This window comes from Streptomyces sp. NPDC101165, assembly GCF_044768135.1.
In the GTDB taxonomy this organism is placed as follows: domain Bacteria; phylum Actinomycetota; class Actinomycetes; order Streptomycetales; family Streptomycetaceae; genus Streptomyces.
Genome location: NZ_JBIWPG010000006.1, coordinates 329522 through 345078, shown reverse-complemented (window position 1 = coordinate 345078; position 15557 = coordinate 329522). Strand labels below are relative to the sequence as shown.

Below are 15557 nucleotides of genomic sequence, written 5' to 3'. Positions count from 1 at the left end.
GAGGGCCCCTGGCGTTCTTGCGATGATCTGGCGGTGACCACCATGGAGCAGTACCCGTACCCGCCCTCCGAACCGCCGGGCGCAGGCGGCTCCGGACAGGACGGCGGACACGGCCATGGCGGCCACGGGCACCAGCACGCTCCGGGCTCCGGACACGGCCACTCGCACGGGCACAGCCACAGCCACGGACCCGCCGCGCCGGTCTCGAAGCATCTGCGTAAGGTCATCGCGGCGATCCTGATCCCGTTCACGGCCGCGGTCGTGGTCGGCCTGGTGGTGCTCTGGCCCGGGGGAGCCCCACCGCACGAGCGCACGGGCGTCGGCTTCGACCGCCAGACGCAGCAGGCCACGGTCACCAAGGTGGTCGAGGTGAGCTGCAAGTCGGTGAACGCCTCGAGTGGCACCTCGACCGGCAACGCCTCCACCGCCGAGGGCAACTCGGCGCAGCAGCAGGCGAAAGGTACCTGCAAGAAGGCGACAGTCCGGGTCGGCACCGGCAACGACCAGGGCCGTACGTTCACCGAGATCGTGCAGCCGGACCAGTCACGACAGTTGCGCGAGGACGAGAAGGTCGTGGTCGCCTACGAGCCCTCGGCGCCGAAGGACCTGCAGTACTCCGTCACCGATGTGAACCGTCAGTTCCCGATGGCACTGCTCGCGGGGATCTTCGCGCTGGCCGTCGTCGTGGTGGGCCGGCTGCGCGGTGTCATGGCTCTGGTCGCGCTGGCCGTCAGCTTCCTGGTGCTGACGCTCTTCATCCTGCCCGCGATCCTGCAGGGCTCGAATCCACTGCTGGTGGCCGTCGTCGGATCCAGTGCGATCATGCTCATCGCGCTCTACATGTGCCATGGACTGTCGGCCCGTACGTCGGTGGCGGTGCTCGGCACGCTGGCCTCCCTCATGCTGATCGGCTTCCTCGGCTCGGAGTTCATCGACTGGGCCGCGCTCACCGGCAACACGGACGACAGCACCGGTCTGATCCACGGCCTGTACCCGTCGATCGACATGAGCGGGCTGCTGCTGGCCGGCGTCATCATCGGTTCGCTCGGTGTCCTGGACGATGTGACGGTGACCCAGACATCGGCGGTCTGGGAACTGCACGAGGCCAATCCGGCGATGGGCTGGCGCGGGCTGTACCGGGCGGGCATCCGGATCGGCCGCGACCACATCGCCTCGGTGGTCAACACCCTCGTCCTCGCCTACGCCGGTGCCGCGCTGCCGCTGCTGCTGCTGTTCTCGATCGCGCAGAGCAGCGTGGGCACGGTCGCCAACAGCGAGCTGGTGGCCGAGGAGATCGTGCGCACGCTGGTGGGTTCGATCGGTCTGGTCGCCTCCGTCCCGGTCACCACCGCGCTCGCCGCCCTGGTGGTGTCGGCCGACCGGCCGGCACCGGCCGCGGCGGCCGCCGCCGGGGCACAGCCCGTTCCGGCACGCGGCGGCAGGGGCCGGCGCCGGAAGCGGTGAAGGAACCCGGCGGAGACCGGACCCACCGAAGAAGCGTTCCTGCACAGCTGCACGCGGCATGGCGGAGCGCTTGGCGCCCCGTTGCCGCAACGTCTCAGCCGGCGCTCTGTTCCTCGGCCAGGATGCGGTCCAGGGCCTCGTCGAGATGGGCGTCGAAGTCGGCCAGCGCGCCCTCCTGCCCGAGCGGCACGAGCTTGTCCGTGCGGTCGAGGAAGGCCACGAGCGGCGGAGCCGAGGAGCGGAACAGGGCCTGGTCGCCGCCGACCTGAAGCCGGATCAGCACCTCGCCCAGGACCTCGGCGTCGACGGGGGCGATGTGCACGTCCCCCTCGCCGCACGGCCGTCCGACCCCGTCGATCAGCAGCTCGCGACCGAAGGCCCAGGTCACCGGGGCATCACCGGGCAGATGGAAGGTCAGCCGCACGGCATAGGGATCAAAGGTCTCGTAGCGCAACTCCACCGGAATGCGGAAGGAGAGCTCCTCCGACACGAGAAAGCTCATCATGACTTCTGCTTGTACGGATTCACGCATCGCCTACCCCGTCAAATGACATCGACTGGCCGGGATTGATCCCTCGACCGTAGTCAAATCTTGCTGAAAGTACACAACAGATCACAAGGAGTGAGTTTTCAGATACTGATAGAGGGCATCAGCGCGCCCAGATGGCGCCCGATCTCGGTCTGCAACCGCTGTGCGGCGGGCAGGAGACGGTCGGCCTGGTGGGCGGGGAGCGAGATGGCCATCGTGGCCGCCGTGGTGCCGACCGTGATCGGAATAGCCGCGCAGACCGTCCCCAGCGCGTACTCCTGACGCTCCACCACCGGGTCCATCCGCGGCATCCTGGCCAGCCGGCGCAGCAGAGCGTGGTTGTCGCGCACGGTGTACGGGGTGATGGACTGCGCCGGATAGCGGGCCAGATGGTCCCGGCGGGCGTCCTCGTCCAGCTGGGAGAGCAGGCACTGGCCGATCGCGTGCGCGTGCCCCGTCTCACGGAAGTCGGCCCACTCCTCGACCGCCGGGGCCTCCCGCGATTCGGCGACACACATGACCTCGATCTCACCGTCCCGGTACATCGCGTAGTACACCGGCACACCGATGGAATCGCGCCAGTGCGCCAGAGTGTCGGCCACCGTGCTGCGACGTTTCTGCTGCGCCCCGCTGCTGCTCAGCCGCTCGGCCGCGTCACCGAGGAAGAACAGCCCCTTCTCGCGGCGCAGATAGCCCTCGTACACCAGGGTGCGCAACAGGTGATAGGTCGTGGGCAGGGCGAGGCCGGTCTCGCGGGCGAGTTGCTTGGCCGGGGCGCCGTACTCGTGCGCCGCGACGGTCTCCAGCAGGCGCATCGCGCGCTGCACGGATCCGATGAGGGTCGCGGCGGACGGTTGACCCGGAACGTCCGGGGAGTGCGAGGGTCCGGGGAGGGACGCGGCGCGTGGCTGTCCCGGGACGCCCGCGGAGGGTGGCCGCTGCAAGGGGGGTGTGCAGGAGTGCGGCGGGGCGGGGGGTGCGTGGGGTTCTGCCGGTGCGGTGTCAACCGTGGCCAAGGGTCACTCCCGTAGCGCGAGGGTGGGGCAGCCCGTGCGGAGGAAGCACGGGTGGGGTGTACGCCGCCCGCGGGGCCCGGCCCCGCGTGGGGTTCCGGACTCTAACCGCCCGCCACCGCGTGCAGACGGCCTGCCGGGGAAACTTCCCTCCCCCGAGGGAACCGGTGATTCCCGTTACCGGTCACCGGCTCCCGCGTCCCTCACCAGTCGCTGCGCGACGAGGAGTTCGACATGAACTTGCGCACGACGTAGATCAGTCCACCGACCAGGGCGACGAAGATCAGCGCCTTGAAGAGCAGGCCGATCACGAAGCCGACCACGGTCGCTATCAGGCTGCCGAAGACCACCAGGGCGATGACCGGCACCGCGACCCACTTCACCCACCACGGCAGCCCCGCGAAGATCTCTCGCATTGCCCTCGTCCTTTGCGTTCCGGTGCGTCCACGGCGTACTGCGCGCTGTCGTGGACGCAGTTCTCGATGTCTGCACTCGATGCTAGGGCCGCCAGAGGGTCCCGCGGGGGCCTCGCACCCCTTGTCCTCCCCTGACCCTCCCCCTAGGGAACCCCGAGGGTCGGACTCAGGCCTCAGGCGGAGAGAAGACGACCAGAACCCGCAGATCCTCGCTGATGTGGTGGAACCTGTGGGCGACGCCGGCCGGCACGTACACCACGCTGCCCCGGGCCACCTGGGTGGTCTCCTCGCCGACCGTGATCGATGCGCGGCCGCTGACGACGAAGTAGACCTCGTCCTGGTTGTGCGGACGCTGCGGGTCGTGTTCGCCGGCGTTGAGGGCGTACAGGCCGACCGACATGTGCCGTTCCCGCAGAAACTGCAGGTAGGCCCCTTCGTTGGCGGCGCGCTCCGCCTCCAGTTCGTCCAGCCGGAATGCCTTCATCGCCGTTTGCCGCCCTCGCCCCACTGCTCGCCGTCGATCTGGTCTGCCACGATCAGACACATGAAGAATTTCGTAGTCAAGACGCTCGCCAACGCAGGCGCTCTGGCGGTCGCCGTGTGGCTGCTCGACAAGATCACCCTCACAGGTGACAGCACGGCCAAGAAGGCCGGCACGCTGATCGTGGTCGCGCTGATCTTCGGCCTGGTGAACTTCCTGGTCAAGCCGATCCTGAAGGTACTCACCTTCCCGCTGTTCATCCTCACCCTCGGGCTGATCACCCTGGTCGTCAACGCGCTGATGCTGCTGCTGACCTCCTGGGTGTGCGGCAAGCTCGACCTGAGCTTCCATGTGGAGGGGTTCTGGACGGCCGTGCTCGGCGGCCTGATCATCTCCGTCGTCTCGTGGGCGCTGAACCTCGTCCTGCCCGACGAGGACTGAGCCCGCCATGGCCTACCGCATCTGTTTCGTGTGCACCGGCAACATCTGCCGTTCCCCGATGGCCGAGTCCGTCTTCCGCGCGCGCGTCGAAGCGGCCGGCCTCGCCGACCTGGTGGAGATCGACAGCGCGGGCACCGGCGGCTGGCACGAGGGGGATGCCGCCGACCCGCGCACCGTCTCGGTCCTCGACGAGCACGGCTACGGCACCGAGCACGTGGCACGGCAGTTCCAGCCCTCCTGGTTCGCCCGCCTGGACCTGGTGATCGCCCTCGACACCGGTCATCTCAAGGCCCTGCGCCGTCTCGCGCCCACCGAGGAGGACGCCCGCAAGGTACGCCTGCTGCGCGCCTTTGACTCTGTGGCCGACGACGACCTCGATGTGCCGGACCCCTACTACGGGGGCCGGGACGGCTTCGAGGAGTGCCTGGAGATGATGGAGGCGGCGAGCACCGGTCTGCTCGCCACCGTGCGGGAGCATCTGGAGGGACGGGCCGCATGAGCGACACCGGCAAGGGCTCGGACCGCGTCGGCGACGGCACGCGCGCGGTACGGGCCGGACTCCCCGAACCCGTCAAGCACGAGCCGACGCTGCCCGGACCGGTGTTCGCCGCGCACTTCCACCTGCCGGGCGAGGTGACCGGACCGTACGCCTACGGCCGGGACGACAACCCCACCTGGACGCTGCTGGAGCGCGCCATCGGGGAGCTGGAGGCGCCGGGGCGGGACGACGTCGAGACGCTGGTGTTCGCCTCCGGCATGGCCGCGATCTCCTCGGTGCTGTTCTCCCAGCTGCGCGCCGGGGACGCGGTCGTCCTGCCCTCCGACGGCTACCAGGCGCTGCCGCTGGTCCGCGCCCAGCTGGAGGCGTACGGCATCGAGGTGCGTACCGCGCCCACCGGCGGCGACGCCCAGCTGGAGGCCCTCGACGGCGCGCGGCTGCTGTGGATCGAGTCGCCGTCGAACCCGGGGCTCGACGTGTGTGACATCCGGCGGCTGGCCGGGGCGGCACACGCGCAGGGCGCCCTGGTGGCCGTCGACAACACCCTCGCCACCCCGCTCGGGCAGCGCCCGCTGGAGCTGGGCGCCGACTTCTCCGTGGCCAGCGGCACCAAGCAGCTGACGGGGCACGGTGACCTCCTGCTGGGCTACGTCACCGGTCGTGACGCCGAGGCGATGGCCGCCGTACGCCGGTGGCGCAAGATCGTCGGCGCGATCTCCGGCCCCATGGAGGCCTGGCTCGCGCACCGCTCCATCGCCACGCTCCAGCTGCGTGTCGACCGGCAGAACGCGACGGCCCTCGCGGTCGCCGAGGCCCTGCGGCAGCGGCCCGAGATCTCCGGGCTGCGCCATCCGGGGCTGCCCGACGACCCCGCGCACAAGGTCGCCGCCCGGCAGATGCGCCGCTACGGCTGCGTGGTCTCCTTCACGCTGCCCACGCGCGCGCGTGCCGAGCGTTTCCTCGAAGCTCTGCACCTGGTCGAGGACGCGACGAGCTTCGGCGGCGTGCGCTCCACGGCGGAACGCCGCGGCCGCTGGGGCGGAGACCCGGTCCCGGAGGGCTTCATCCGCATGTCCGTCGGCGCCGAGGATCCCGAGGACCTGGTGGCTGATGTGCTGCGAGCCCTGGACGAATCCGCCGAGTGACGGGATCGGGCGCCGCCCGGCCCGCTCTGCGGCGGTCCGAGCCTCCCCCCTCGTGGCTCGGACCGCCTTCGGTTCCGCGCGCGAAGAACCGCGCGAACAAGGCTAGTTGACTCTCTGTCAGTGTCCAATCACGGTAGCGACAGAGACCTATCGACTTATTTATAGTTGGGGCCTGCCTCGGGGGCCGGAGGAGGGCAGGGAGAGGGAAGGGCGTGCCATGGATCTGGCCTTGCTGCGCACGTTCGTCACCGTGCACCGGGCCGGCTCGTTCACCCGTGCCGCCGCCCTGCTGGGCCTCTCTCAGCCGGCCGTCACCTCCCAGATCCGCACCCTGGAGCGGCAGTTGGGCCGCCCCCTGTTCCTGCGGCAGGCCCGCGGGGTGACACCGACGACCATCGGCGACGAACTCGCCCACAAGGCCGCGCCACACCTCGACGCCCTGGTGGAGATAGCGGAGAGCGGCCTGGACGACGAGTCCTCGTTACGGACGCTGCATCTCGCCGGCCCGCCGGAGTTCACCGCCGAACGCGCGCTTCCCGTCCTGACGGAGCTGACCGGCGACGACGGCCAGAGTTTCGCCCTGCGCGCCTCCTTCGGCACCGCGGAGGAAACACTGGAGGGACTGGCCGCCGGACACCATGACCTGGCCATCAGCACGGTCCGGCCGCGCGGCGCCCTCCTGACCGCCACCGCGCTCTGCGACGAGGAGCACATGCTGGTCGCCGCCCCCCGCTGGGCCGAGCGGATCGGCCCCGAAGCGCTGCGGCTCAAGGGGGCGCCCGCCCTGGAGAACCTGCCGGTCGTCGAGGTCCACGAGTCGCTGCCGTTCGTCTCGCGCTACTGGGCCTCAGTCTTCGACTCGCGCCCGGCCGCCTCCGGCACGGTCATCGTCCCCGATCTGCGCGCGGTACTCGCCTGTGCGACCGCGGGCGCCGGACTGACGGTGCTGCCCCGCTATCTGTGCACCCCTGGTCTCGAGCGGGGGGAGATCGTGACGCTGCACGACCCCGCGGTGCCACCGCTGCGCACGTACTTCCTGGCAGTGCGCACGGGAACGCTCGCCATGCCGCATGTCGCCCGGGCGCACGAGTGGCTTCTGCGGGCAGCAGCGAGCTGGGGCTGAGCCCTTGCTCCGGGGTTTTACGCGGTGCGCTCGGATGGTGGCGCTGTGGGATGTTTCACGTGGAACCAGCCGGGCCACATTTCTCCCATGACCGTCCGACCCGTGGTCAAGCGCACCGCCCGAGCCGTTCTTCTGGACGGTGACGACTTGATCCTGATCAAGCGCACCAAGCCCGGTGTCGATCCCTACTGGGTCACGCCCGGTGGCGGGGTCGAGGCCGCGGACCCGACCGTCGTCGACGCCCTGCACCGCGAGGTGTACGAGGAGCTCGGCGCCAAGATCACCGATGTCGTGCCCTGCTTCGTGGACACCGTGGAGCACATCGGCGAGGACGGCGGCGCGACCGGCGTGAAAGTCCAGCACTTCTTCGTCTGCCGGCTGGAGTCCATGGACCCGTCGCTGCGGCACGGCCCCGAAGTGGAGGAGCCGGCGGGCGAGTACGAGATCGTCCGTGTCCCGTTCACCCGGGTCGGCATCGCCTCCGTCCACCTCGTTCCGCTGTCGCTGCGCCACTACCTGGACGGCAACATCGAGGGCGTCCGCGCCATGCACGCCCCCGACCTCGGATAGTCGGCCTGCGCCGGTCAGTTCCCGACGACGACCAGCTCCTCGACCGAGTCGTGCCGTATGCGGTTCGAGGGGATGCCGATGTCCCGCAGGGCGTGGATCCCGCTGCGGATCATGCCGGGCGGGCCCGAGACATAGGCGTCGCACTCGTTCCAGGGGCCGTACTCCCGTACGGCGTCGGGCAGCTGGAGATGGGCCAGCTGGTCGATGATCGCCCGTACGGAGAGCCACGGGTGGCTCTGCTGGAGTCTGAGCATGGTGTCGATGTCGTACAGGTCGTGGTCGGTGCGGGCGCCGTAGAACACCTCGACCTGACGGCGCCGACCGTGCTCGGCCACGTCCTCGACGAGGGCCTTGATGGGCGCTATGCCAGTGCCGCCGCCCAGGCAGAGCAGCCCGCTGTCGGTGGTGTGGTCGACGGTCATCGAGCCGCCCGGCGGGCCCAGGCGTATGACGTCTCCGGGCCGGGCGCGATGCACCAGTGCGTTGGAGACCCAGCCGGCCGGGACGGCCTTCACATGGAACGAGAGCAGGCCGTCCGAGCGGGGTGCCGAGGCGAAGGAGTAGTGCCGCCAGACCCGTGGCCACCAGGGCGTCTCCACGCTGGTGTACTGCCCGGCGAGGAAGGGGTAGGGCTGGTCCGGGCGGACGGTGAGGACCGCGACATCGGGGGTCCTGAGGTCGTGCGTGACGATCTCGGCGTGCCACCAGGCCGGGGCGCGCAGTTCGTCCGCCGCCGCGGCGTCGATCATCACCTGGGAGATCGTGATGTAGGCCCGCACCCAGGCGGCCTCGATCTCCGGGGTCCAGACATCGGACGCGTACCTGCTGAGTGCCCCGATGAGGCACTCGCCCACGGCCGGATAGTGCTCGGCGCGTGTGCCGTACTTCCGGTGTCCGCGGCCCAGGTTCTGCAGGTACTCGACGAGGACCGGCTTGTTGTCGATGTGCTCGGCCGCGGTGAGCAATGCTTTCAGCAGCCGGTCCCGCTGGGTGTCCATCGCCGGCGGGAACATCGGACGCAGTTCGGGATGACGAACGAAGAGGAGTGCGTAGAAATAGGAGGTGACCTTGTCGGTGACGGGGCCGATCTCGGCCATCGTGCCCCGGATGGCGAGGGCGTCCGGGGATGCATCCTCGACGACGGGCGGAGCGGAGCGCTGAGGGGGCACGTGCTCCGGCTCGGTCCGCGCGGCGGCCGGGTGCGAAGGCTCGAAGGCCGCTGCGGGCTCGGGGGTCGGTGGGCTGCTGGGCGGGGCCTGTGCGAGCGGCTGCGCGGGCTGCTCGACGGGAGCGGCAGGAGTGGGGTGGTCGGCGGGAGCCTCGGACGCGGGGCGGGCGGCGCCCTCCCGGGTCGGCCGGCCCACCGGGCGTACCACCGCGGGCCTGCGTGCCTCGACCGTCTCCTGATCACCGTCCGGCGGCAGGGTCGACGGCGCCTTGTGCGGCGTGAACCAGCCGCCTCCGCCCGCTATGCCGTTCTCCCCCGACGTGGTGGTCGGAGCGTCCATGGGTGCCCTCGCCTCGAACATCTCTCGGTCGGTCTGCGCACCTCCTCGGGAGGCGCATGCTTTCCCCCGGCGGGCGGCCAGCCGTAGCACTCTCCGCAGCATCCCATCCTGGCCCGATGCCGCGGCCGTATACCCGGAAACGCGGTTCTTCGATCTCTTCGTCCCGTTAGGCTGCCCGCCCTGCTCTCGGCCCGCACGGGATGCGTGTACTCCATCCCGGACGTGAACCGGAGTCGACCCTACCGGCCGTCGCCATGCACACAAGTCCCCCCTTGCATCCCCATGGAACGAGCAAGGGGCGAACCATGAACTCCCTCAACTACCGGACGTGTACACCAATTCATAGGCATCCCACAGATCACGGCCGGTGTAGGAGTATGTGGCGAGTCCGGCCAGATGCCCGTCCGCATTGACCGCAACGGAAACCGGTACGACAGCAAATATTTCCCTGTCGGACAGCGAATCGCCGTACGCGACGCAGTCGGCACGAGTCACACCGAATTCCTGGCAGAGCCGGTCCGCGACGGTCACCTTGGCTGCGGCGTTGAGTACTCCGGCCGGGTCCACGGGCTCGGTGAACGGCACGGTGGGAAAGCGCGATCCGTAGGCCGCGTGTGCACCCCAGCCCAGGAGGCGTTCCACGAAGAAGGAAGGTGAGAGCGACACCACCGCGCAGTAGTCACCCGTGGCCCTGACCGCCGCCCAGACCTCACGGATCCGGGCCAGCCATGGAGCCGCTTCGAAGGCCGCATCCACATGCGCCTCGGTCAGCTCCGCCCACAGGTCGTACACCCGGGTCGCATACTCCGGCGGACCTATCCGTCCCTGCGCGATCTCCCGGTCCAGCGCCACCGTCTCCGCCTCCCTGCCCAACTGGCGGGAAATCTCCACGGGAGCGGTGGTGCCGTGCAGCAAAGTGCCATCGAGGTCGAAGAGATGAAGTCTCGCCATGGGCTGAGGCTAATGGGAGTCCCCGCCGCGTCCGCCGAGGTTTCACGTGAAACACGCACGCCTGTCGTCGGCCTGTACGAACGGCCACGACATGGCCAAAAGCACCTGCGTCTACGTCGAAACAGGTGGACGTCAGGGGTGCCGGTCGGACAGCCTGACCTGCGTGCCGACTCCTTCCCTCGCTGCTCTGCCCATCCGCCGTCTGACGCTCCGCGATCTCACCGCGTGCGCCGACTTGTCCGAAGATCGGGGGTGGCAACGCGAGGAACACAAGTGGGGCTTCCTGCTCACGGCAGGCAAGGGCTACGGCATCGACGACCCCGACGGAGGGCTCGTCGCCGCCTGCGTCGTCACGGAGTACGGATCTTGGGAGCGGTCGGACCTCGGCGCCATCGGCATGGTCCTGGTCGCCGAGCGCCACGCCCGCCGGGGTGTCGGGCGCCGCCTGATGCAGCGTGTCGTCGCGGCCATGGGAACCACGCCGCTGACCCTGCACGCCACGCCCTACGGGCGCCCGCTGTACGAGGAACTGGGCTTCAAGGCCACGGGCCGGGCGGAGATGCTGCAGGGACACTTCGTACCCGGCAGCCCGGAACACGGGGTGGCGACCCGTGCTGCCACCGCGGAGGACCTGCCCTCGATCCTCCGTCTCGACGAGGAGGTGTTCGGCGTCGACCGCACTCCCCTCATCACCCGCCTGCCCGCCTTCGCCGATCAGCTGCGCGTGGCCGAGGACGGCGGCCGGATCATCGGCTACACGGCCGCGTGGCCCAACATGGACACGCATGTCGTCGGCCCGCTGATCGCCCGGGACACCGAGACAGCCAAGGCCCTCATCACCTCGCTGGCGGCCCATACGGACCGCCCGCTGCGCACCGACATCGATGTACGCCACGAGGAGCTGCTGGCCTGGGCCAAGGCACGGGGGCTGGCGTCCGTGGCCTTCAACGCCGTCATGACCTACGGCATCACGGACCTGCCGGGGGACTGGACGCGCCGGTTCGCGCCGCTGACGGTCGCCGCGGGCTGAGCGGTCGCACGGTAGACGCCGCTCTCACCGCTTCAGGGCGGTGAGGGCCGGCGCCGTCATGCCGCGGGGCGTGCGGTCAGGCGAGCGCCTGGACGGCCGCGGTGGCGAAGCCGTGGTCCTGGTCCGGGGCACCGCCGCCGACGCCGATCGCGCCGACCAGCCGACCGTCCCGGTGGACGGGGAGACCGCCCGCGATGAAGAGCAGGGGCCGGTCGAGGGCCGTGGGGAGCGTGTGGAAGAGGCCGCCGGGCTGGACGGCGTCGACGAGGTCGGCCGTGGCCGCGTTCAGCTGGAGCGCGGTGTAGGCCTTGCGGGTGCTGGTCTCGCCGGAGATCAGCACGGCCCGGTCGTCCCGGCGGAAGGCGAGCAGATGGCCGCCGGCGTCCAGGACGGTGACGCTGACGGTGACTCCGGCCTCCCCGGCGGCGCGACGGGCCGTGGCGACGAGCAGCTCGGCGTCCTCAATGGTGAGCGGGGCGACGGCGGTGGTGCTGATGGAGCGTTCTCCTTGGTGCGGTGTGTGCGTGAGGTGAGGGGTGCCGCACGGGCCGGGGGCGGCCTGCGCCCCAGCGGTCCGGGTGACGTTCACGTAAGGGTGGTGATGCCCTGTGGTCGGGGCGGGCTCAGTGGTGGACGGGGGTCCGCTGCCCGGAGGGGCTTCCGGAGGCCATCACAGCGCTCCGCCCGCTGTCCCGGCGCTCCAGGGCGGCCGAGAGGACGGCGAGCACCAGGGCGGCCGCGGCGAGGGCGGCGCCGACCCAGTTGGGGGCGGTGTAGCCGAGGCCGGCCGCGATCACCATGCCGCCGAGCCAGGCGGAGAGGGCGTTGCCCAGGTTGAAGGCACCGATGTTCACGGCCGAGGCGAGCGTCGGAGCGCCGTGGGCCTGGTCGAGGACACGCTTCTGCAGCGGCGGAACGGTCGCGAAGCCGAGGGCGCCGATCAGGGCGATGGTCACGGCGGCGGCGATCTTGTTGTGCGCAGTGAGCGTGAACAGCGCGAGGACGGCGGCCAGGGCGCCCAGGGAGACGTACAGCATCGGCATCAGCGCGCGGTCGGCGAACTTGCCGCCGATGAGGTTGCCGCCGACCATGCCGAGGCCGAACAGGACCAGCAGCCAGGTGACGGACCCGTCGGCGAAGCCGGCGATGTGGGTCATCATCGGCGCGATGTAGGTGATGGCCGCGAAGACACCGCCGAATCCGAGCACGGTCATCGCCATGGCGAGCAGGACCTGGGCGTTCTTGAAGGCGGCCAGTTCATGGCGCAGGTGCACGCCTTCGGGCCTGGGCATCTCGGGCACCAGCCTGGCGATGCCGGCCAGGCCGACGAGACCGAGGGCGGCGACGATGCCGAAGGTGACGCGCCATCCGACGTGCTGCCCGACGAGCGTGCCCAGCGGAACGCCGACGACGTTGGCGACGGTCAGCCCCGTGAACATCATCGCGATGGCGCCGGCCTTCTTGTCGGGAGCCACCAGCTCGGCCGCGACGACCGAGCCGATGCCGAAGAAGGCACCGTGGGCGAGGGAGGCGATCACCCGTCCGATCAGCATGATCGCGAAGGTGGGGGCCACGGCGGAGACCAGGTTCCCGGCGGTGAAGAGGCCCATCAGGAGCATCAGCATCCGCCTGCGCGAGACCTTGGTGCCGAGCACGGTCATCAGCGGGGCGCCGATCACCACGCCGAGGGCGTATCCGGTCACGAGCAGGCCCGCTGTGGGGATGGAGACCCCGAAGTCTCCGGCGACCTCGGGCAGCAGACCCATGATCACGAACTCGGTCGTTCCGATCCCGAAGGCCCCGATCGCGAGGGCCAGAAGCGCGAGAGGCATGTGGGGGTAACACCTTCCCAGACGATTGCAGGAGCGCTTTGCGTGCGTCCACAATAGTTGCAGACGCGTGCTACATGCAACCGCCGACTATTGCGGGAGTGCCCTACTCTGGATCCAGCCGCTCCAGGACGGAGGAAAACGCCAATGACAGCGACGGACCCCGCGCTCACCGCCCTCGCTCAGGGCTGGTCCGCCCTCGCACTCCTGCACGGGAGGATCGAGGCGCACATCGAGCGCGCCCTGCAGACCGGGCACGACCTGAGCGTGCGCGAGTACTCCCTGCTCGACGTGCTCAGCAGGCAGCACGAGGGCGAGGGCGGCCATCTGCAGATGAAGCAGGTCGCCGACGCGGTCGTGCTCAGCCAGAGCGCCACCACACGACTGGTGACCCGCCTGGAGGACCGCGGCCTGCTGGAGCGCTACCTGTGCCCCACCGACCGTCGCGGCATCTACACCAACGTCACCGAAGCGGGTCTGCGGCTGCTGGAGGAGGCGCGGCCCACCAATGACGCCGCGCTGCGCGAAGCCCTGGACGAAGCGGCCAGGAACCCCGAGCTGGCCCCGCTGGTACGCGTCGTGGAGTCCCTGAACGTGCCCGCATAGGGTGCGGGTATGGGAGATCTTGAAATACGCCGTGCGACCACGGACGATCTGCCGGCGATCGTCGCCATGCTGGCCGACGATCCACTGGGCGCCCAGCGCGAGTCACCGGACGACCTGACGCCCTACCTCGCGGCGCTGGACCGACTGAACGCGGACCCGAACCAGCGGCTCGTCGTGGCGGCGCGGGAAGGCCGAGTCATCGGCACCCTCCAGCTGACGCTCATCCACGGGCTCTCCCGCAAGGGAGCGACCCGCTCGATCATCGAGGCCGTCCGCATCCACGCCGACGAGCGCGGCAGCGGCCTGGGCACCCGGCTCATCGAGTGGGCTGTCGAGGAATCCCGGCGTCAGAACTGCCAGTTGGTACAGCTGACCTCCGACAGCAGCCGCACGGACGCCCACCGTTTCTACGAACGCCTCGGCTTCACCGCCTCGCACGTGGGCTTCAAGCTCCAGCTCTGAAAGAACGGCCGGGGGGGGGGGGGGGGGGGGGGGGAGCCCCCCCCCCCCCCCCCCCCCCCCCCGGCCGACGAGCCACCTACTCCGCGATCCCCCGCCAGCCCTTCGGATCCACCCCACCGGGCACCTCGGCCCCCACCTCGTAGGGCTGCCGCGTGAACACGAACGACCCGAGGTCCAGATGGATCAGGGAACCGTCCGGGCGACGCACGGGCCGGAGCAGCTCTCCGGCGTAGTAACCCTCCAGGCCCGTCCACGTCCCGTCTCCGTTCGAACGGAAGCGGGCCCGACGGCCGCCTCCGGTCAGCGGTCCCAGCGCAAGGAGCCCGTCGGCCATCACCCGCAGGGCGAAGGAGTGCGTCCCCCAGTACCACTGCCCCGCCAACTCCAGGACGTCCGGTTCGACTTCACCCAGCGGACGCCACGGCTCGGGGATGCGCGGCTCCGCCTCCGCGACGATACGGACGAGATCGGCCCCCACCGCTCCCAGCAGCGGGCCGCTGGTGCAGTTGGCCAGCACCACCGCCGCGACGTCGTCGTCCACGCTGATGGTGAGGTTCGCCAGGAAGCCGGGGAGCGAGCCGGAATGTCCGACCAGGAGCCTGCCGTCCCGCCGTTGGACCTGCATGCCGAGGCCATAGGTCGCCCCGTCCACCACGTCCGCGGCCTCGGCCGGCGCCGCGGGCGTCCGCATCTCGCGCACCGACTCCGCGCTCAGCACCCGGTCGTCTCCCCCGATCAGAAAGGCGGCGAACCGCGCGAGGTCACCGGTGGTGGACCACAGCTGGCCGGCAGGGGCCATGCGGCCGAGACCCTCCAGCGGTTCGGGCAGCAGTGCGTCGGCCCAGGGATGCACCGCCCAACCGCCCGCATGCGGCGCCTGCGGCTGGGCGGTGGTGCGGTGGAGGCCGAGGGGTTCGAGCACCTCGCTGCGCAGCGCCTCCTCCCAGGGGGCGCCCCGAAGCTCCTCCACCAGTGCACCGAGCAGGGTGTAGCCGGGATTGGAGTAATGGTGGCGACGACCGACGGGGTGCAGGAGGGGCTGCTCGCCGAGGACGTCGCTCAGCTCGGGGCGCAGTGAGCCCGGAGTCCGCTCCCACCAGGGCGCGGGTGACTCGGCGGCCAACCCGGCGGTGTGTGCGAGCAGTTCGGCGATCGTCGCCTCGCCGGCTCCGGTGCCCGGCAGATACTTCTCCAGGGGATCACCGAGATCGAGCACACCCTCGTCACGCAGCCGCAGCACCAGCACGGCGGTGAACGTCTTGGTGATCGACCCGATCCGGTACTGCACGTTCTCGTCCGGCCCATGCCCGTCCACCGAAGTGCGTGACCCGTGCCAGACGACCCGTCCGTCCCGCACGACAGCGGCGACCAGCGAGGGCGCCCGTCCTTCGGCCTGCGCGACCGCGATCCGGTGCAGCAACGCCCGCCGGGTGCCCGGGAGCAGCTCTTCTTGCGATGTCGTCATGGGCCCAGTCCATCTGCTGGGGCGC

The 15557-nt window shown here is 70.3% G+C and carries 18 protein-coding genes; 9 read left to right on the top strand and 9 right to left on the bottom strand.

The window, feature by feature from the left end:
- Positions 1–42 precede the first annotated feature (42 nt).
- Positions 43–1464 (top strand): YibE/F family protein, encoded by a 1422-nt coding sequence (locus ACIRVH_RS15385; RefSeq protein WP_403953047.1) that lies wholly within the window; start codon positions 43–45, stop codon positions 1462–1464.
- A gap of 94 nt (positions 1465–1558) precedes the next feature.
- Here the strand turns inward: ACIRVH_RS15385 and ACIRVH_RS15380 are convergent, their stop codons facing one another.
- From ACIRVH_RS15380 to ACIRVH_RS15365, 4 genes are all read right to left on the bottom strand, one after another.
- On the bottom strand, positions 1559–1996 hold the full coding sequence (locus ACIRVH_RS15380; RefSeq protein WP_403952755.1) for an SsgA family sporulation/cell division regulator: 438 nt from the start codon (positions 1994–1996) through the stop codon (positions 1559–1561).
- A gap of 98 nt (positions 1997–2094) precedes the next feature.
- On the bottom strand, positions 2095–3009 hold the full coding sequence (locus ACIRVH_RS15375) for an IclR family transcriptional regulator (protein WP_403952752.1): 915 nt from the start codon (positions 3007–3009) through the stop codon (positions 2095–2097).
- 200 nt (positions 3010–3209) lie between these two features.
- Positions 3210–3422, bottom strand: a complete 213-nt coding sequence (locus ACIRVH_RS15370) for a DUF5326 family protein (RefSeq protein WP_145878899.1) — start codon at positions 3420–3422, stop codon at positions 3210–3212.
- A gap of 166 nt (positions 3423–3588) precedes the next feature.
- Positions 3589–3906: a cupin domain-containing protein gene (locus ACIRVH_RS15365; protein ID WP_403952750.1), complete on the bottom strand. Its 318-nt coding sequence runs from the start codon at positions 3904–3906 to the stop codon at positions 3589–3591.
- Positions 3907–3966: 60 nt separating this feature from the next.
- Here ACIRVH_RS15365 and ACIRVH_RS15360 point away from each other — a divergent pair, with 60 nt between their 5' ends.
- The 5 genes from ACIRVH_RS15360 to ACIRVH_RS15340 all read left to right on the top strand — a co-directional run bounded on the left by ACIRVH_RS15360 (position 3967) and on the right by ACIRVH_RS15340 (position 7681).
- Positions 3967–4344 (top strand): phage holin family protein, encoded by a 378-nt coding sequence (locus tag ACIRVH_RS15360; protein WP_403952748.1) that lies wholly within the window; start codon positions 3967–3969, stop codon positions 4342–4344.
- Positions 4345–4351: 7 nt separating this feature from the next.
- Positions 4352–4843 carry a low molecular weight protein-tyrosine-phosphatase gene (locus ACIRVH_RS15355; protein WP_403952746.1) on the top strand — a complete coding sequence of 164 codons (492 nt, stop codon included), beginning with the start codon at positions 4352–4354 and terminating at the stop codon, positions 4841–4843.
- The gene (locus ACIRVH_RS15350; RefSeq protein WP_403952743.1) at positions 4840–5988 is read left to right on the top strand and encodes a cystathionine gamma-lyase; all 1149 of its coding nucleotides are present in this window, start codon (positions 4840–4842) and stop codon (positions 5986–5988) included. Before ACIRVH_RS15355 ends, ACIRVH_RS15350 begins: the two co-directional genes overlap by 4 nt.
- Positions 5989–6205: 217 nt before the next feature.
- A complete protein-coding gene (locus ACIRVH_RS15345) occupies positions 6206–7111 on the top strand; it encodes a LysR family transcriptional regulator (protein ID WP_403952740.1) in 906 nt (301 codons plus the stop codon).
- A gap of 87 nt (positions 7112–7198) precedes the next feature.
- A complete protein-coding gene (locus tag ACIRVH_RS15340) occupies positions 7199–7681 on the top strand; it encodes an NUDIX domain-containing protein (protein ID WP_389178940.1) in 483 nt (160 codons plus the stop codon).
- A gap of 14 nt (positions 7682–7695) precedes the next feature.
- On the opposite strand, the gene ACIRVH_RS15335 is transcribed toward ACIRVH_RS15340, so the two are convergent.
- Positions 7696–9210: a globin domain-containing protein gene (locus ACIRVH_RS15335; RefSeq protein WP_403952738.1), complete on the bottom strand. Its 1515-nt coding sequence runs from the start codon at positions 9208–9210 to the stop codon at positions 7696–7698.
- 294 nt (positions 9211–9504) lie between these two features.
- Entirely contained in the window at positions 9505–10140 is a 636-nt protein-coding gene (locus ACIRVH_RS15330) for an HAD family hydrolase (protein ID WP_403952735.1), read from the bottom strand.
- Positions 10141–10303: 163 nt separating this feature from the next.
- On the opposite strand from ACIRVH_RS15330, the gene ACIRVH_RS15325 reads away from it, so the two are divergent.
- Positions 10304–11170 carry a GNAT family N-acetyltransferase gene (locus tag ACIRVH_RS15325; RefSeq protein WP_403952733.1) on the top strand — a complete coding sequence of 289 codons (867 nt, stop codon included), beginning with the start codon at positions 10304–10306 and terminating at the stop codon, positions 11168–11170.
- Positions 11171–11246: 76 nt separating this feature from the next.
- Here the strand turns inward: ACIRVH_RS15325 and ACIRVH_RS15320 are convergent, their stop codons facing one another.
- Complete coding sequence (locus tag ACIRVH_RS15320; RefSeq protein ID WP_403953044.1) at positions 11247–11666, bottom strand: heme-binding protein; 420 nt, start codon at positions 11664–11666, stop codon at positions 11247–11249.
- A gap of 127 nt (positions 11667–11793) precedes the next feature.
- The gene (locus ACIRVH_RS15315; RefSeq protein ID WP_403952730.1) at positions 11794–13002 is read right to left on the bottom strand and encodes an MFS transporter; all 1209 of its coding nucleotides are present in this window, start codon (positions 13000–13002) and stop codon (positions 11794–11796) included.
- 144 nt (positions 13003–13146) lie between these two features.
- Between ACIRVH_RS15315 and ACIRVH_RS15310 the strand changes: the two genes are divergently transcribed.
- Positions 13147–13605 carry a MarR family winged helix-turn-helix transcriptional regulator gene (locus ACIRVH_RS15310; RefSeq protein WP_145878917.1) on the top strand — a complete coding sequence of 153 codons (459 nt, stop codon included), beginning with the start codon at positions 13147–13149 and terminating at the stop codon, positions 13603–13605.
- Positions 13606–13614: 9 nt separating this feature from the next.
- Positions 13615–14067: a GNAT family N-acetyltransferase gene (locus ACIRVH_RS15305; protein ID WP_403952726.1), complete on the top strand. Its 453-nt coding sequence runs from the start codon at positions 13615–13617 to the stop codon at positions 14065–14067.
- A 76-nt stretch (positions 14068–14143) separates the two neighbouring features.
- Here the strand turns inward: ACIRVH_RS15305 and ACIRVH_RS15300 are convergent, their stop codons facing one another.
- Positions 14144–15532 (bottom strand): serine hydrolase domain-containing protein, encoded by a 1389-nt coding sequence (locus ACIRVH_RS15300; RefSeq protein WP_403952723.1) that lies wholly within the window; start codon positions 15530–15532, stop codon positions 14144–14146.
- Between the last annotated feature and the right edge of the window lie 25 nt (positions 15533–15557).

Bases quoted from the DNA above. Each gene is read 5' to 3' on its own strand.
- ACIRVH_RS15385 (WP_403953047.1), top strand. From the start codon at position 43: ATGGAGCAGTACCCGTACCCGCCCTCCGAACCGCCGGGCGCAGGCGGC.
- ACIRVH_RS15380 (WP_403952755.1), bottom strand. From the start codon at position 1,996: ATGCGTGAATCCGTACAAGCAGAAGTCATGATGAGCTTTCTCGTGTCG.
- ACIRVH_RS15370 (WP_145878899.1), bottom strand. From the start codon at position 3,422: ATGCGAGAGATCTTCGCGGGGCTGCCGTGGTGGGTGAAGTGGGTCGCG.
- ACIRVH_RS15365 (WP_403952750.1), bottom strand. From the start codon at position 3,906: ATGAAGGCATTCCGGCTGGACGAACTGGAGGCGGAGCGCGCCGCCAAC.
- ACIRVH_RS15360 (WP_403952748.1), top strand. From the start codon at position 3,967: ATGAAGAATTTCGTAGTCAAGACGCTCGCCAACGCAGGCGCTCTGGCG.
- ACIRVH_RS15355 (WP_403952746.1), top strand. From the start codon at position 4,352: ATGGCCTACCGCATCTGTTTCGTGTGCACCGGCAACATCTGCCGTTCC.
- ACIRVH_RS15350 (WP_403952743.1), top strand. From the start codon at position 4,840: ATGAGCGACACCGGCAAGGGCTCGGACCGCGTCGGCGACGGCACGCGC.
- ACIRVH_RS15345 (WP_403952740.1), top strand. From the start codon at position 6,206: ATGGATCTGGCCTTGCTGCGCACGTTCGTCACCGTGCACCGGGCCGGC.
- ACIRVH_RS15340 (WP_389178940.1), top strand. From the start codon at position 7,199: ATGACCGTCCGACCCGTGGTCAAGCGCACCGCCCGAGCCGTTCTTCTG.
- ACIRVH_RS15335 (WP_403952738.1), bottom strand. From the start codon at position 9,210: ATGTTCGAGGCGAGGGCACCCATGGACGCTCCGACCACCACGTCGGGG.
- ACIRVH_RS15330 (WP_403952735.1), bottom strand. From the start codon at position 10,140: ATGGCGAGACTTCATCTCTTCGACCTCGATGGCACTTTGCTGCACGGC.
- ACIRVH_RS15315 (WP_403952730.1), bottom strand. From the start codon at position 13,002: ATGCCTCTCGCGCTTCTGGCCCTCGCGATCGGGGCCTTCGGGATCGGA.
- ACIRVH_RS15310 (WP_145878917.1), top strand. From the start codon at position 13,147: ATGACAGCGACGGACCCCGCGCTCACCGCCCTCGCTCAGGGCTGGTCC.
- ACIRVH_RS15305 (WP_403952726.1), top strand. From the start codon at position 13,615: ATGGGAGATCTTGAAATACGCCGTGCGACCACGGACGATCTGCCGGCG.
- ACIRVH_RS15300 (WP_403952723.1), bottom strand. From the start codon at position 15,532: ATGACGACATCGCAAGAAGAGCTGCTCCCGGGCACCCGGCGGGCGTTG.